Annotated in this window: 16 protein-coding genes and 1 pseudogene; 1 reads left to right on the plus strand and 16 read right to left on the minus strand. The window is 64.5% G+C overall.

What is annotated here, in order from left to right; all coding sequences use genetic code 11:
• Together EPN31_RS00895 and EPN31_RS00900 are read right to left on the minus strand one after the other, a co-directional pair.
• Positions 1 to 129 (minus strand): annotated as a pseudogene (locus tag EPN31_RS00895) (electron transfer flavoprotein subunit beta/FixA family protein); the annotation flags it as partial.
• A gap of 81 nt (positions 130 to 210) precedes the next feature.
• Positions 211 to 1,134, minus strand: a complete 924-nt coding sequence (locus EPN31_RS00900) for a histone deacetylase family protein (RefSeq protein WP_291768161.1) — start codon at positions 1,132 to 1,134, stop codon at positions 211 to 213.
• 145 nt (positions 1,135 to 1,279) lie between these two features.
• Here EPN31_RS00900 and mltB point away from each other — a divergent pair, with 145 nt between their 5' ends.
• Entirely contained in the window at positions 1,280 to 2,326 is a 1,047-nt protein-coding gene (gene mltB / locus EPN31_RS00905) for a lytic murein transglycosylase B (RefSeq protein WP_367188285.1), read from the plus strand.
• Here the strand turns inward: mltB and cysM are convergent.
• The 14 genes from cysM to serC form a co-directional block, all read right to left on the minus strand.
• Positions 2,299 to 3,210, minus strand: a complete 912-nt coding sequence (cysM, locus tag EPN31_RS00910; protein ID WP_291768270.1) for a cysteine synthase CysM — start codon at positions 3,208 to 3,210, stop codon at positions 2,299 to 2,301. The two genes, mltB and cysM, sit on opposite strands and share 28 nt — an antisense overlap.
• A 39-nt stretch (positions 3,211 to 3,249) precedes the next feature.
• Entirely contained in the window at positions 3,250 to 3,672 is a 423-nt protein-coding gene (locus tag EPN31_RS00915; RefSeq protein ID WP_291768165.1) for a DUF655 domain-containing protein, read from the minus strand.
• A gap of 110 nt (positions 3,673 to 3,782) precedes the next feature.
• Entirely contained in the window at positions 3,783 to 4,781 is a 999-nt protein-coding gene (rfaD, locus tag EPN31_RS00920) for an ADP-glyceromanno-heptose 6-epimerase (protein ID WP_291768167.1), read from the minus strand.
• The gene (gene rfaE1, locus EPN31_RS00925; RefSeq protein WP_291768169.1) at positions 4,778 to 5,713 is read right to left on the minus strand and encodes a D-glycero-beta-D-manno-heptose-7-phosphate kinase; all 936 of its coding nucleotides are present in this window, start codon (positions 5,711 to 5,713) and stop codon (positions 4,778 to 4,780) included. Before rfaE1 ends, rfaD begins: the two co-directional genes overlap by 4 nt.
• A complete protein-coding gene (gene lapB / locus EPN31_RS00930) occupies positions 5,710 to 6,924 on the minus strand; it encodes a lipopolysaccharide assembly protein LapB (protein ID WP_291768171.1) in 1,215 nt (404 codons plus the stop codon). Before lapB ends, rfaE1 begins: the two co-directional genes overlap by 4 nt.
• A gap of 13 nt (positions 6,925 to 6,937) precedes the next feature.
• Positions 6,938 to 7,261: a lipopolysaccharide assembly LapA domain-containing protein gene (locus tag EPN31_RS00935; protein ID WP_291768173.1), complete on the minus strand. Its 324-nt coding sequence runs from the start codon at positions 7,259 to 7,261 to the stop codon at positions 6,938 to 6,940.
• Positions 7,262 to 7,400: 139 nt separating this feature from the next.
• On the minus strand, positions 7,401 to 7,754 hold the full coding sequence (locus EPN31_RS00940; protein WP_291768271.1) for an integration host factor subunit beta: 354 nt from the start codon (positions 7,752 to 7,754) through the stop codon (positions 7,401 to 7,403).
• A gap of 8 nt (positions 7,755 to 7,762) precedes the next feature.
• Positions 7,763 to 9,475 (minus strand): 30S ribosomal protein S1, encoded by a 1,713-nt coding sequence (gene rpsA / locus EPN31_RS00945; protein WP_291768175.1) that lies wholly within the window; start codon positions 9,473 to 9,475, stop codon positions 7,763 to 7,765.
• A gap of 84 nt (positions 9,476 to 9,559) precedes the next feature.
• Positions 9,560 to 10,270, minus strand: a complete 711-nt coding sequence (gene cmk, locus EPN31_RS00950) for a (d)CMP kinase (protein ID WP_291768177.1) — start codon at positions 10,268 to 10,270, stop codon at positions 9,560 to 9,562.
• Positions 10,271 to 10,302: 32 nt separating this feature from the next.
• Positions 10,303 to 11,631: a 3-phosphoshikimate 1-carboxyvinyltransferase gene (gene aroA / locus EPN31_RS00955; RefSeq protein ID WP_291768180.1), complete on the minus strand. Its 1,329-nt coding sequence runs from the start codon at positions 11,629 to 11,631 to the stop codon at positions 10,303 to 10,305.
• A complete protein-coding gene (locus tag EPN31_RS00960) occupies positions 11,628 to 12,521 on the minus strand; it encodes a prephenate dehydrogenase/arogenate dehydrogenase family protein (RefSeq protein WP_291768182.1) in 894 nt (297 codons plus the stop codon). The genes aroA and EPN31_RS00960 overlap by 4 nt, the downstream gene beginning before the upstream one ends.
• On the minus strand, positions 12,518 to 13,630 hold the full coding sequence (hisC, locus tag EPN31_RS00965) for a histidinol-phosphate transaminase (protein WP_291768183.1): 1,113 nt from the start codon (positions 13,628 to 13,630) through the stop codon (positions 12,518 to 12,520). Before hisC ends, EPN31_RS00960 begins: the two co-directional genes overlap by 4 nt.
• Before the next feature lie 10 nt (positions 13,631 to 13,640).
• Positions 13,641 to 14,729: a prephenate dehydratase gene (gene pheA, locus EPN31_RS00970; RefSeq protein ID WP_291768185.1), complete on the minus strand. Its 1,089-nt coding sequence runs from the start codon at positions 14,727 to 14,729 to the stop codon at positions 13,641 to 13,643.
• Entirely contained in the window at positions 14,722 to 15,852 is a 1,131-nt protein-coding gene (gene serC / locus EPN31_RS00975) for a 3-phosphoserine/phosphohydroxythreonine transaminase (protein ID WP_291768187.1), read from the minus strand. Before serC ends, pheA begins: the two co-directional genes overlap by 8 nt.
• Between the last annotated feature and the right edge of the window lie 19 nt (positions 15,853 to 15,871).

Below are 15,871 nucleotides of genomic sequence, written 5' to 3' on the forward strand. Positions count from 1 at the left end.
GACAGCGATCTCGTCAAACGGATTCATGGACATCTTGACGTTGGCGGTGTCCACACCAGTGTGATCGGACTTGACGCGAACCTTGACGTTGAAGTCAACGACGCGCTTGACCGGTACCAGGACCTTCATCGGGTTTACTCCAGATTGGGAAGAAAAAAATTGACGCCTGAAAAGTTGAGGCATGGCGTGCCGATCGGTTCATGGGCACCCCTAGTAGCATCCTAACGCACGCACATGCGCCACCACGCTGCGCCCCAGTGCCGACATCGCATAGCCACCCTCGAGGAAGCTGACGATGCGCCCCTGGGCGTAGTCCTCGGCCAGTTCGACCAGACGGTCCGTGATCCAGGCATAGTCAGCCTCCACGAGCCTCAGATTGCCCATGTCGTCCTCCCGGTGTGCATCGAACCCGGCCGAAACCAGGATGAGCTCGGGGCGGAAGCGTCGCAGAGCGGGCAGCCACTGCTGACTGACGATCCCGCGAATCACGTCTCCCCCCGAATACGCCTCCACGGGTACGTTGATCATGTTGGGCCCCAGATCGGCGACGTGCAGATCGGGGAAAAACGGATGCTGATAAAAGCTGCACATCATGACACGGTCTTCGTGCAGGAAGGCTTCTTCGGTGCCATTCCCATGGTGTACATCGAAATCCACGATGGCCACCCGCGACACCCCATGATGATCCAGGGCATAGCGGGCAGCCACCGCAACGTTGTTGAAAAAACAGAAGCCTATCGCCTGAGCCGCCCGGGCATGATGCCCCGGCGGGCGGATGGCGCAAAACGCCGTGCGCGCCCGCCCTGACAGGATCTGGTCCAGCGCAGTCAGGCCCGCGCCAGCCGCAGCATATGCGGCTTGCAGCGTATCCGGATTCATGATGGTATCCGAATCGATCGGGAAATAGTCCTGGGTGGGGGCGTGCCGACACAAGTAATCCAGGTATTCCGGCGCATGCACGCGCAACAGGTCTTCGGAAGACGCCAACCGCGCCTCGCAAGGCACCAGATAATTCATCAGACCGCTGGCGACGAGCTGATCACTGATGGCATCCAGTCGCCGCGGCGATTCGGGGTGCCAGGTGCCCATCTCGTGCAGGCGGCATGACGGATGGGTAATATAGAGCGTCTCCATAAGGGCGATTATGTTCAGACCCACCCGTATTTTGCAAGTTGCCGTAACGTCGCTTTTTCTGTCCGGCTGCGCCGCCACGGGCGGGGGCCAGAGCGCCACATCTCAGAATCCGCTTCCGCCTTCAAGCAGCCCAATCTCGACGGGTATGAATACCGGGGCGAGTGAATCGGCACGGGGGGATTTCCTGCAGCCCGACGGCCAGCTCCTGCCCGAGCTGCAGCACTTCGCCCAGGAAACGGCACAGGCCCAGTCCATCCCCTTGGACGAAATCGTTGCCCTGCTGAGCTCCGCCCGCTACAACGCACAGGCCGTCCGGCTGATGACACCTCCGGCCACTCCGCAACGCCGGCTGCGCCGCGCCTGGACCAGCTATCGCAAGCGCCACGTGGATCCCGTGCGCATCCGTCGCGGCGTTACCTTCTGGCAGGACAACCGGATCAGCCTGGACGCGGCCAGCGCACGCACCGGAGTCCCTCCGTCCATCCTCGTGGCCATCGTGGGAATAGAGACGGTCTATGGCAGCTTCACCGGCAACCATCGGGTGCTGGACACGCTGACCACGCTGGGGTTCCGCTTTCCAGACCCGACCCGGCCCCAGCGCCAGCAGATGTTCCGCGATCAGCTCGTGGACCTGCTGGTGCTGAACCACGAGGGCAAGCTCAACGCCCGCACAGTCGAGGGTTCTTTTGCGGGCGCCATCGGGCTACCCCAGTTCATGCCGGGAAGCATCATGCGCTATGCGGTGAATGCGCAAGGCAACAGCGATGGCCAAATCGACCTGGAACACAGTCCCGCCGACGCGATTGCCTCGGTCGCGGCCTTCCTGCAGGCCCACGGCTGGGTGCGCGGCGTGCCTGTCTTCGCGCCAATCCGCTTGCCGGCGAACCCGGCGAGACTCGTGCAGGATGGCCTGCAGCCGCTGAGCAACTGGCCGACATTGCAGGCCGCCGGCGGACAGGCCCTGCCTGGTGCGGAAACCGTCTGGCAAAGCCAGCCGCTCGGAGTCATCGATCTTCAGGACGAAATCCTGGGGACCCACGATTACCGCACTGCGACGCCGAACTTCTTCGCCATCACACACTACAACCACAGCTACTTCTATGCGGCTTCCGTGGCCGACCTGGCACATGAAATCGCTGTCCGGGTCGGCTACGGAGACCCGAATCAGCCGAATACGCCGGTGGACAAGTAGCGGTCGCCGCGATCGCAGATGATGAAGACGATGGTCGCGTCGCGCACCGTGGCAGCAACCCGCAATGCGGCCACTGCGGCGCCCGCCGACGAGATCCCGGCGAAGATGCCTTCCTCGGCGGCCAATCTGCGGGCCATGGTTTCCGCCTGTTCCTGCGTGATGGGTTCGAACGCGTCCACCGCCGACGGATCATAGATGCTTGGCTGGTAGGCTTCCGGCCATTTGCGGATCCCCGGAATGTGGGCGCCGTCGGCCGGCTGCGCCCCGATCACGCGGATCGCGGGATTGCGCTCTCGCAGGAAGGCGCCGACCCCCATGATGGTACCAGTCGTTCCCATGGCGCTCACGAAATGAGTGACCCGTCCATCGGTCTGGGTCCAGATCTCCGGACCCGTGCCGTCATGGTGGGCACGCGGATTGTCCGGATTGGAGAACTGATCCAGCACCGTGCCGCGACCTTCGGCCTGCATGCGCAGCGCCAGATCCCGAGCGTATTCCATCCCGCCCTGATCCGCCGGTGTCAGGATCAGCTCTGCACCATAGGCTTTCATGGCCGCGCAGCGTTCCTGGGAGGAATTGTCTGGCATGAGCAGGATCATCCGGTAGCCGCGCACGGCCGCGAACATCGCCAGCGCGATACCGGTATTGCCGCTGGTGGCCTCGATGAGCGTATCGCCGGGCTTGATCGCACCCCGCAGCTCGGCCTGACGGACCATGCTCGCGGCCGTACGGTCTTTCACCGATCCGGCAGGATTGTTGCCTTCCAGCTTGGCCAGGATCGTATTGCCGCGAGCAGCACCGGAATCCCCCGGCAGGCGCTGCAGGCGCACCAGGGGAGTTGAACCAATGACGTCTTCGATGGTGGGGTATGTTTTCATGAGCAAAATCATACACCCGGATTCCGACCCGGCTGCGGCACCACCCTATCGGGTGCGCGGGCTCGCAGTGGCCGCAGGCCGGCCCGGCGGGGAAGCCGCGGCAGCCGTTGGCGAAGCAGCCCGCCGCGCCGATTCGCCTTGGCCCGAAACCCGCAACCCGCCACCATCGATGGTCAGCCCGGCGGACTGCAAGGTCTGGGCCCGCTTGGGACCAATGCCGCGTACCCGGTCCGACAGATCAGCAAACGACACATAACGCCCCCCGCGTTCCCGTTCCTGCAGAATGATCTGGGCCGTCTTGGGTCCGATACCGCGCACACCGCGCAGCTGATCCAGCGTGGCCGTGTTCAGGTCGACGGCGCCCGCCGCACCGGCCCAGGTCAGCGCCGCCAGGCCTGCGACCCGCAGGACGCGGGGCCAGCCCGAACGCCCGGGCAACGCAATCGTCGAAGAAAGGAAGGGGTTCATGAGCACACTCCTGTCAAGGGGAAAGGTGTGCCCATGATGCGGGTGAGTCGGCCCCGGCGGCCGATGCCGTGCCGGGATTTATCCCAGCGGGACAACCCGCACGGACGAATTCAGGACAGCCGGCCAGCCTCCAGCAGGCTGGTGGCATAGGCGGCCACGCCGGTCTGCACATCGCAAAACGGCGCGGTATAGCCGGCCGCACGCAACTGCGTCAGATCCGCCTGGGTGTGGCTCTGGTACCGACCCTTCAGGTCATCCGGAAACGGGACGTAACGCAAATGCTGCCCCGCCACCAGATGATCCAGCGACAACGCTGGCAGCCCCTCGCTCAGGCGCAAGGTGTTGACGACGGTCTGTGCTACGTCGTTGAAAGGCTGGGCCCGCCCGGTCCCGCAGTTGAAGATGCCTGAAATCCCGGGGTGATCCAGGAAGAACAGATTGACCTTCACCACGTCGTCGACGAATACGAAGTCACGCTGCTGACCGCCATCCGGGTACCCATCCCAGCCGCCAAACAGGCGAACGTTTTGCTCGCGGCGGTACTGATTCATGTTGTGGAAGGCCACCGACGCCATGCGGCCCTTGTGCTGCTCGCGCGGGCCGTAGACGTTGAAGTAGCGCAACCCCACGACCTGGGATTTCAAGCTGCTCATGCGACGGCGCAAGACCTGGTCGAACAACAGCTTGGAATAGCCATAGACGTTCAGCGGGGCCTCGAACCTGGGGTCTTCGACGTAATACGGACCCGCACCGTAGACGGCAGCGGACGAGGCGTACAGCAGGGGGACTTCCCGCGCCTGGCAATACTCCAGCAGTTCCAGTGTGACGCGGAAGTTGTTGTCCATCATGAACTGACCATTACGTTCCGTGGTGTCCGAGCAGGCGCCCTGGTGCAGGACAGCATCGGGCCGAGGCAATTCGCCCGACAGCACCCGGCGGCGGAATTCGTCCTTGTGCTGGTAGTCCGCAATACTCAGGTCCGCCAGATTGCGAAACTTGTCGCCGTCCGTCAGATCATCAACCGCCAGGATGTCGGTCACACCACGCGCGTTGAGCCCGCGGACCAGATTGCTGCCAATGAACCCTGCGGCACCCGTGACGACGATCATGATGACAATTCCTCTGCGGTAACGATGGATGTGCCCAGCTTGCCCACGACGATGCCGCCAGCCCGGTTGGCCCACTGCATGCACTCGAACCAGCCCAGGCCCGTCGCGCGCGTGACCGCCAATGTAGCAAGGACCGTATCCCCGGCGCCCGACACGTCGAAGACCTCGTGCGCCTGGGCATCGACATGCTGGCGGCCAGTCTCCAGATAAAGCGTCATGCCCTGCTCGGAGCGGGTGATCAGCAAGGCCTCCAGGCCGAGCTCCCGGCGCAGATTCTGGGCCCGGCGGGTCAGGTCGTCTTCGTCGGCCCAACGGCCCACGGCGTCCTGCATTTCACTGCGATTGGGCGTCACCAGCGCAGCGCCCTGATAGCGCTGGTAACGATGCCCCTTGGGGTCCACCAGCACCGGCACGCCCAGCGCCCGGGCCGCAGCGATCAGGCGCTCTACCCGGCCCAGCGCGCCCTTGGCGTAATCGGATAGCACCAGCAGGTCATGTTCCGCAAGGATGGCCTGCAGGGAAGCATCCAGCGCGTCCAGAGCCGCGTCACCCGGGCCCTGCTCGAAATCCACGCGCAGCAGCTGCTGCTGGCGGCCCAGCACACGCATCTTCAGCGTGGTGTCCATGCCGCCCGCGTCTTCGACCAGGCAATCGCGGATGCCGGCCTCACGCGCCAACAAACGGACTTTCGCGCCGGCCTCGTCTGCCCCCACGACCCCGAGCAGGCTTGCGTGGGCACCCAGCGCCACGATATTGCGTGCCACATTGGCAGCGCCCCCCAGGCGGTCTTCGCGACGGGCCACCCGTACAACCGGCACGGGCGCTTCCGGAGAAATACGATCGACTTCGCCAAACCAGTAGCGATCCAGCATGATGTCGCCCACGACCAGTATCCTGGCAGCCTGCACCGCCTGCAACGGATACGGTTTCATCGAATTTCCTCCAGCCGGCGGGGGCGATAGGTTTCCCAGGCATTGCAGCCCGGACACTGCCAGTAATAGCGGCGGGCCTCGAAGCCGCACTGGCTGCAGGCATAACGATCCAGCCGCTGGGAATGCTTGTGGATCATGCTGCGCAGCAGCCCCAGGTCGGCATCCGGAACCAGGGCGTCGCCGGTCGGCGCACCGTCCGCAGCGTGAGAGAGTTCGACTTCGAGCAGGCGGTCCAGCCCAAGCAGCGACGGATGCGCCCGCAGCGCATCACGCGCGAATGCCCAGGCCGGCTTGGAGCCGCTACTCGTTCGCAACGCCCGGAAGATCGCGTTGAACAGATCCAGCGTCGGAGTCTGCGCATAATGAGCCCGCAACAGCGCCAGACCCTCTTCGCCGCGTCCCAGCGCCTGATGACACTGCAGCAGGGCGTCGGCCACCAGACCCGCGTATTCCGGCGCAGTGGTCAGCACGTCTCGCAGATGCGCGCACTGCCCCTCGACATCACCCCGCAGCCCGCACCACTGGGCGCGCAACATCCTGACCCGCGTTTCGGACGCAGGCGAACCGCCATTTTGCCGAATCGCGTTCTCGGCGGCCTCGAGCGCCTGAGCGGCGCCGTCCGGATCTGCGGGCTGCGCGGCCAGGCAGACCAGTGCCCGCTCGCAGTGATAGTGCGCCAGCTGCGGGACGGGCTCATCGATGCGGCCCCGCAACTGCTGCACGGCTTCGATCGCACGGGGCCAGTCATGCTCCGACTCGTAGATCCGGATCAGTGCGCGCAAGGCATCCAGCGCATGCCGCGTATGCAAGACAGCCTGAAAGCCGTGTTCCGCGCGGTCCAGCAGGCCAGCCTTGAAAAAGTCCTGGGCGAGTTCGAGCTGCGCGTTTTCACGATCCGCCAGCGGCAGGTCTTCACGCTGCAGCAGGCTTTGATGGACGCGGATGGCCCGCTCGACCTCACCACGGCGCCGGAACAGGCTACCCAACGCAAAATGCAGCTCCGTCGTTTCAGGATCCAGCTTCGCCACCTCGATGAACGCGTCGATGGCGCGGTCAGGTTCCTCGTTGAGCAGGAAATTCAGGCCCTTGAAGTACGAATCGGGCAGATTGCGGCTCTCGGACAGCATCTGCCGGAAATCAAAACGCGCAGCCACCCACCCCAGGCCGAACAGCACGGGAACGATGATGAGCCACCAGGGTTCGAAATTCACACGGACCCGCGCATCACAGAGGAGCCAGCGGAGTCGCTGTCTCCGGAATCACGGGCTGAGGCACCACCCGCGCCTTCGGCAAGGCTTCCTGTGCCCGCGCCAGCTCGCGCCGCAGGCGGTTGATCTCACGCCGACGCTTGAGCATCGCGGTTGCCGCAACCAGCAGGCCGAAAGCCAGCCCGAGCACGAAAGCCACCAGCATCACGACGATGAGCGGCACTTGTTGGACAATGTGGCCGCCAAAGAAGCCCACGTCCACCGGTGCCGTGTTCTTCAGGGCAAAAAGCAGCACGATGATGAAAATCACCAGCCGCAATATCCAGACCAGGTAGCGCATTCTTCCAGCTCCGAGGGGGAACCCCGTCATTGTACGGTGAAAAATCTGCCCGTCCGCCCGCAAAAAGCGAACCGGCCCTTGCGGGCCGGCCGGTGTGACATCAGATTGCCTGGGTGGGCGGCTCACGCCCCGAGCCACGTTACTGATTTATCAGGCGACCCTGATAGAGATCGGCCACGGTGGCCGGCTCGTCATCGACGTCGCCGCCATCAGGGCCCTGATCCACGCGCTCGCGGAGTTCCTTGCCGGGCTTGAAGTGCGGCACCAGCTTGGCCGGTACGTGCACTCTTTCGCCCGATTTTGGATTGCGCCCTACCCTGGGCTGACGCCGCGAAAGGGAAAAGCTGCCAAAACCGCGAATCTCGATACGCTGCCCCTGGGCCAGGGCCTCGGACATCGCATCAAGCACGGTCTTGACCGCAAGATCCATGTCGCGAGCCGCCAACTGCGGATAGCGGTTCGCCAGGGCAGCGATCAGCTCGGACTTGGTCAGACCGGGCATCACTCGTCGCGCTGTTGGTCGAGCTTGGCCTTCAGCAGGGCGCCGAGATTGGTAGTCCCCGAAGAAGCGCTGGCTTCCGTCATGCGCTGGATGGTCTCGGCAGTCTCGGCGTTGTCACGCGCCTTGATCGAGAGCTGGATGGACCGCGCCTTCCGGTCGATGTTGACGATCATGGCTTCCACCGAATCGCCCGCATGCAGCACGGTACCAGCGTCTTCCACACGGCCTGCAGAGATTTCCGAAGCACGCAAGTAGCCGTCCACATCCACCGACAGGGTCACCACGGCGCCCTTGGGTTCGACGGACTTTACGGTACCAGACACAACGGCGCCCTTGTCGTAGGTCGCAACGAAGTTGTTGAACGGATCGCCTTCCATCTGTTTGATACCCAGCGAGATGCGTTCCTTTTCGGTATCGATGCCCAGCACCACGGCGTCGATCTCGTCGCCCTTCTTGAAGTTGCGCACGGCCTCTTCGCCGGATTCCGTCCAGGAAATGTCGGACAGGTGCACCAGACCGTCGATGCCGCCGGGCAGGCCGACGAACACGCCGAAGTCGGTGATGGATTTGATCGCGCCGTTGACCTTGTCGCCGCGCTTGAAGTTGGCAGCGAAGTCTTCCCAGGGGTTCGGACGGCACTGCTTCATGCCCAGCGAAATGCGGCGGCGGTCCTCGTCGATTTCCAGGACCATGACCTCGACTTCCTCGCCCAGGGTCACGACCTTGCGCGGATCGACGTTCTTGTTGGTCCAGTCCATTTCGGACACGTGCACCAGACCTTCGATGCCGGCTTCGACTTCGACGAACGCACCGTAGTCGGTCAGGTTCGTGACCTTGCCGAACAGGCGGGTGCCTTGCGGGTAACGACGACCCAGGCCGATCCAGGGATCTTCGCCCAGTTGCTTGACACCCAGCGACACGCGGCACTTTTCCTGGTCGAACTTGAGGACCTTGGCTTCGATGTCCTGGCCCACCTGGAGCACCTCGGACGGGTGGCGGACACGGCGCCAGGCCATGTCGGTGATGTGCAGCAGGCCGTCGATGCCGCCCAGGTCGATGAACGCACCGTAATCGGTGATGTTCTTGACCACGCCCTTGACGATGGCGCCTTCGTGCAGCGTCTCGAGCAGCTTTTCGCGTTCCTCACCCATGCTGGCCTCGAGCACGGCGCGACGCGACAACACAACGTTGTTGCGCTTGCGGTCGAGCTTGATGACCTTGAATTCCATGGTCTTGCCCTCGAAGGGCGTGGTGTCCTTGACCGGACGCAGGTCAACCAGCGAACCCGGCAGGAAGGCGCGGATGCCATTGGTCATGACCGTCAGGCCGCCCTTCACCTTGCCGGTGATGGTGCCGGTCACCAACTCGCCGGACTCGAGGGCCTGTTCGAGCTGCAGCCAAGCGGACAGGCGCTTGGCGCGGTCGCGCGACAGAATGGTGTCGCCATAGCCGTTTTCCAGAGAGTCGATGGCAACGGAAACGAAGTCGCCGGACTGGACTTCGAGGTCACCCTGGTCATTCAGGAATTCTTCCAGGGGAATGTAGGCTTCGGACTTGAGACCGGCATTGACGACGACGAAATTATGATCGACACGTACGACTTCGGCGGAGATGACCTCGCCGGAGCGCATGTTCTGATCCTTGATGCTTGCGGCAAACAGGTCGGCGAAGTTTTCGCCGCCGATTGCGGCTTCAGTGGAAAGGGTGGACATGAACGATTGATCCGTAACGCCCCAAGGGGCGATCATGACACGCCGGGACCATACCCGGCGGAGTGAACAAATCCCGCAAAAGAACTATCGGCCTGACCGATACCCCAACGCGGGCCCGCGTGCCGACCAGAGGTCGAGCACCCTGGCGACGGTCTCATCAATCCCGATCCGGGAAGAATCCACCGTCACGGCGTCATGCGCCGCTACAAGCGGTGCATGCACCCGATCCCGATCCCGTGCATCACGGGCGCGAAGATCGTCCAAAAGGTCGGATAGCTTAGCAGGAAAGCCTTTTCCGATCAACTGCTTATGACGCCGATGGGCACGGACTTCAACGTCCGCATCCAGAAAGATCTTGAGCGGCGCATCGGGGAACACCACCGTTCCCATGTCGCGGCCATCAGCCACCAGCCCGGGCGCCCGACGAAAGTCCCGCTGGCGCGCGAGCAGAGCGGCCCGCACGGCCGGCCAGGCTGCGACCCTGGAGGCAAGATTGCCGACCGCCTCGAGACGGATCCGATCCGTGACATCCTCGTTCCCCAGCCGGATCAGACCCGGCTCGAATCGCACATCCAGGGCTCGCGCCAGATCGGCTGCCTGGGCCTCATCCGAGCCATCGCCGCCCGCCCGGAGCACCGCTAGCGCAGTGAGCCGATACAGAGCGCCACTGTCGAGTGCGTGCCACCCCAGCGACTGGGCCACCCGCTGGGCAATCGTTCCCTTGCCGGAGGCCGTCGGTCCGTCGACCGTGATGACTGGAACCACCCCGCCTCCGCTCGCGAAATCCGCCGTCATGTTTTCCGTCCCCGATACCGCATGTCGTACGCTCAAGACCGTAGCAAGCGTTGGAAATCTGCAAAATAGTCCGGATAGGTCTTGCTCACGCACCCCGGGTCCAGAATCGTGACCGCCACGGGGCCGAACGCGGCCAGCGAAAAACACATGGCCATCCGGTGATCATCGTAGGTCTGGATCTCCGCCGCCCGCCACTGACCGTTCTGCACCGGATGCACCGTCAGGCTGTCGTCCGTGGCATCGACGCACGCACCCAGACGGCCCAGTTCCGCCTGCATGGCGGCAATGCGATCGGTTTCCTTCACGCGCCAGCTCGCAATGTTGCGCAAGCGGCAGGGTCCGTCTGCATACAGGGCCAGTACGGCTGCCGTCATGGCTGCATCCGGGATCAGGTTGAAATCCTGGTCGAACGCCCGCAACCGTCCGCCCTGCGCCACGCAGGGGCCCTCGACGACCAGGGCCTGGGACTCGCGCACGACCCGCGCACCCATGGCCTGCACGACGTCGGCAAAGGCAATGTCGCCCTGGATGCTGTCGCCGCCCACTCCCTGGATGCGCACCGGACCGCCCGCGATCGCGCCCAACCCCAGAAAATACGAGGCAGACGAGGCATCGCCCTCGACCGGAAACAGGCCGGGGCTGCGGTAGCGTGAATCCGCCGCCACGGTGAAGCGATCCCAGCCATCGTGTTGCACGACCACGCCGAAACGCGCCATCAGGGCCAGCGTGATCCCAATATAGGGCTTGGAGATCAGTGGCCCATCCAGCTCAATGACGATATCCCCGCCCGTACGCGCCGACGCCAGTGGAGCGGCCATCAGCAGCGCCGTGAGGAACTGGCTGGACACCGAACCGCGCACCCGCACCACCCGGCCACCAGCCAGATCGCCCGTGGTCAGATGCAGCGGCGGATAGCCCGCGCGCCCCTCGTAGGCGACGCCGCAACCCAGAGACCGTAGCGCATCCACCAGGTCACCAATAGGACGCTCGTGCATGCGCGGCACGCCCGACAGGCGATAGTCGCCGCCCATCACCGCCAGCGCCGCCGTCAGCGGGCGGAAGGCCGTTCCCGCATTGCCCAGAAACAGCTCCGCACGCGTTTGTGGCCAGCGCGACGACCCCGACATCAGGACCCGATGCGGCTCGGGCTGCTCGAGCGGCACCCCTAGCGTTCGCAGCGCCGCAATCATGACCCGCGTATCGTCGGAATCGAGCAGCCCCGTCAGCTCGGTGCGGCCGTCGGCCAGCGCCGCCAGCAGCAGCGCACGATTGGAAATACTCTTGGACCCCGGCAAAGTGACGGTACCCGACGCATGGGTGGCAGGCGCCAGCGTCAGGGGGGCGGACGATTCGGCAGTCATGACATGGTGTCCCGGCCGCCCCAAAACCTGCGCGCCAGGGCAGCCTGCTCCAGCAGGGCTTCCAGCCCGGCCGGGTCGGTATCGGCCTCCAGCGTCGCACGCAGCGTCTGCAGCACGCGATCGAAGTCGTCCAGTTCGCGGAGCACGGCCTCGCGGTTGGACAGGAAGATATCCCGCCAGACTTCGGCCGATCCCGCCGCGATCCGCGTGAAATCCCGGAAACCCGTGCCCGCCAGGCTAAGGCGCACATCGGCATCCGCCGCCTGGACGACCTGGGCCATATAGGCCGCCGCCAGGAAATGCGGAACATGACTGACCGAGGCCAGCGCCCGATCGTGTGCCGCCGGGTCCATGATCTGGACCCGTCCGCCACATGCCTCCCAGATGCGAATCAGCCGATGCAGGGCTGTACCGGGCGTTTCCTCAAAAGGGGTCAGCACGACCTTGCGCCCGTGATACAGCATGGGATCCGCCGCCTCGGGCCCGGTCATCTCGGACCCGGCAATCGGGTGTCCGGGGATGAACTGGCTGCATTGATCACCCAGCAGGTCACGTGCCATGCGCGCCACATCCGACTTGGTGCTGCCGGCATCCGTGATCAGGGTCTGCGGGCGCAGCAGCGGCGCGAGCGCCTGCAATGCCGCCGGCATCGCGCCCACCGGCGTCGCGAGCAGGATCAGGTCGGCCTGTTCAGCCGCCTGGTAAAAGTCGGCGATCTCATCGATCAGACCCAGATCCCGAGCGCGCTGCAGCGATGCGGGGCGGCGTCCGACCCCCAGCACCCGGCCGACCTGGCCCACCCGACGCAACGCTGCCGCGAAGGAACCTCCGATGAGCCCGATGCCGACCACAGCCAGCACCGGAACCAGGGGAGTCGGATGATCGTTCATTCCGCCAGGATGCCGGCCAGGGCCTGCAGGAGCCGTTCGTTCTCGGCCGGCAGACCGATCGTGACCCGCAAGTGATGCGGCAACCCGTCGCCAGCAACCGGGCGCACGATGATCCCGCGCCGCAGCAGCTGTTCATTCACGGCCGCCGCATCGCCCACCCGAACCAGCACGAAGTTGGTATGACTGGGCACATAATCCAGGCTCAGACGGGCGAAGCCGTCCTGAAGCTGCGCTCTGCCCCGCCGGTTCAACGCATGCGTCTGAGCCAGAAAATCGGTGTCCTTCAGTGCTACGCGGGCGGCAAGCTGAGCCAGCACCCCGACGTTGAAGGGCTGGCGGACCCGGTTGAGCAGGTCCGTGAGCGCCGGCTGGGCCAGCGCATAGCCCACGCGCAGCCCCGCCAGGCCATAGGCCTTGGAGAAAGTACGCGTCACGATCAAGTTCGGAAATTCGCGCACCCATCCGGCATAATCGGCACGTTCCGCCGGATCCAGATATTCGTCATAGGCCACATCCAGCAGCACCGTGACGCGGTCGTCGTACCGATCCCGGACCTGGCCCAGAAACGCATGAACGTCAGCCGCCGGCAGATGAGTGCCCGTCGGATTATTGGGATTGGCGATGAACACCAGGCGGGTATCGTCGGCAATCGCATCCAGCATGGCCGACAGGTCATGGCCGTAATCCCGGGCGGGAACCATGATGTGCCGTGCCCCGCGCGCCTGCGTGCTGAGCTGGTAGACCACGAAGGCGTGCTCCGCGTACACCGCCGACAAGCCAGCATCCAGCAGGGCCAGCGAAGCCAGCTCCAGCAGATCGTTCGAGCCATTGCCCAGGGTGATCCAGTTCATCGGGACATCCTGAAACGCCGCCAGATCAGCCTTCAGATCGAAGCCATTGGCATCCGGATACCGCCCCGGCAGATCGGCAGCCGCCTGCGCCAGGGCTTCGCGCACTCGCCTCGAACACCCCAGCGGGTTCTCATTGGAAGCCAGCTTGATGATGCTGGCCGGGTCCAGCCCATATTCACGGGCAAGCTCCTCGATGGGCTTGCCAGCCTGATAGGGTGCGATGGCCCGGATGTGGGCAGGGGCGGATGATTGCGGCATGAATGGTCTCTTACTGCCTGGGGTAGGATCCCAGCACCTTGAAGAAGGCAACCTGCTGGCGCAATTCGGCCAGCGCCTGGCTGACTGACGCATCTTCGCGATGGCCCAGCAGATCCACATAGAAATAGTATTCCCACTGCCCGGTGCGGGCCGGCCGGGACTCAAAGCGTGTCATGGACACACCATGCGCCGAGAGCGGCGCGAGCATCTCGTAAACCGCCCCGGCGCGATTGGGCACGGCCAGAATCAGGCTGGTCTTGTCGTAGCCGGTGGGTCCCGCATCCTGAGGCCCCACAGCTAGGAACCGGGTCTGATTCTGCGGGTCGTCCTGAATGCCGCTGGCCACGGCGCTCAGGCCCCAGGCGGCCGCAGCCGCATCGCCCGCGATCGCTGCACAAGCGGGATCTTCGGAGGCCAGGCGCGCTGCCTCCGCATTGCTGGCGACCGGAACCCGCTCCAGGCGCGGATGATTGCGACTCAACCATGCCTGGCATTGCGCCAACGCCTGCGGATGCCCCAGGACCCTTGAAACGTCCTCGAGCCCACCGGTACGCGTCAGCAGATTATGGTGAATGCGGATCGTGCGCTCGCCCAGTACCTTGAGGGACGAATTCAACAGCAGATCCAGACTCCGGTTGACAGCGCCCTCGGTGGAGTTCTCCACCGGCACCATGCCCACACCGGCCTGGCCGGCCTCGACAGCACGAAAGACCTCGTCAAAGGACTCACAGCGCAGGCCGTTGATCGCATGACCAAAGTGCTCGAACGCGGCCTGCTCCGAAAACGAACCCTGCGGACCCAGGAAGGCGACCGTCAGAACGCTTTCCAGGCCCCGGCAGGTGGAGATGATCTGGCCCCAGATCGCCGCCACCGCAGATTCCGGGATCGGCCCATAATTGGCCCGCTGCAGGCGGCGAACAATCGCCGCCTCGCGATCGGGTTTGAGGATCGGTCCCTCGGTATCGAGCCGCTTCTTGATGTCGCCGACCTGCAGAGCCGCCTGTGCCCGCTGGTTGAGCAGCGTCAGAATCTGCTCGTCGAGCGTATCGATGCGTTCGCGCAGTGGCGCAAGCTGCGATTGCAGCGCTTCTTCAGCCATGGCGCGCCTCGAAGTCACGCATGAAATCGACCAGGGCCAGCACGCCTTCCAGAGGCATGGCGTTGTAGAGCGACGCCCGCATGCCGCCCACCGACTTATGGCCTTTGAGCGCCAGCAGACCGGCGGCCTCGGACTCAGCCAGGAAGCTTGCATTCAGGGACTCGTCGCGCAGCAGGAACGGCACGTTCATGCGCGAACGCCGCGCCGGATCGACCCGGTTCTCGTAAATATCAGAGCTGTCGATGTACCCGTACAGCGTCTGCGATTTGCGCTGGCTGGCGGCTGCCATCGCCGCGACCCCGCCATGTGCCAGCAGCCACTTGAACACCAGCCCGGCCATATAAATGGCATACGTCGGCGGCGTGTTGAACATGGACTGGGCCTTGGCCACGCTGGCGTAATCGAACACTGACGGGCAATGCGGCATCGCGTGGCCCAGCAGATCCTTGCGCACGAAGGCCAGGGTCACGCCGGCCGGGCCGGCATTTTTCTGGGCGCCGCCATAGACCACACCCAGCTGCGAAAAGTCGACGGGGCGCGTGAGGATATTGGACGACATGTCGGCCACGACCGGCACGTCGGGAGCGCCCAGCGCCGCCATGTCCGGCATGACAGTCTGTTCGATCCCGCCAATGGTTTCATTGGCGCACAAATGCAGATAAGCCGCGTCCGGCCGGACATGCCAGCGGGACGTTTCCGGCAACCAGCACCAGGGACCATATGACCGCCCGTCGATCTCGGCCGGCGCCTCAGCGGTGGCGGCGACCGCAATGTCGCCATAGCGCTGGGCCTCGGTCCATGACTTCCTGGCCCAGTGGCCGCTGAGCACATAATCGGCACGCCCGGATCCCGTACGATCGATCAGGTTCAGCGGCACGATGGCGTTCTGCGCCGATCCCCCGCCCTGCATGAACAGGACCTCGAAATCATCCGGGACGGCAAGCAGCGACCGCAGATCGGCTTCGGCCTCGTCGCGAATGCGGCCGAACTGCTTGCTGCGATGGCTCATTTCCATCACGGAGGTGCCGCTGCCATGCCAGTCGCACATCTCGGCGGCAGCCTGTTGCAGGACTTCCAGCGGCAAGGTCGACGGACCGGCCGCAAAATTCCAGGGGCGATTCATGAAGGATCCCTGTCCTCGG

Origin of the sequence: Castellaniella sp., from assembly GCF_004321985.1 — a bacterium.
Classification (GTDB): domain Bacteria; phylum Pseudomonadota; class Gammaproteobacteria; order Burkholderiales; family Burkholderiaceae_B; genus Castellaniella.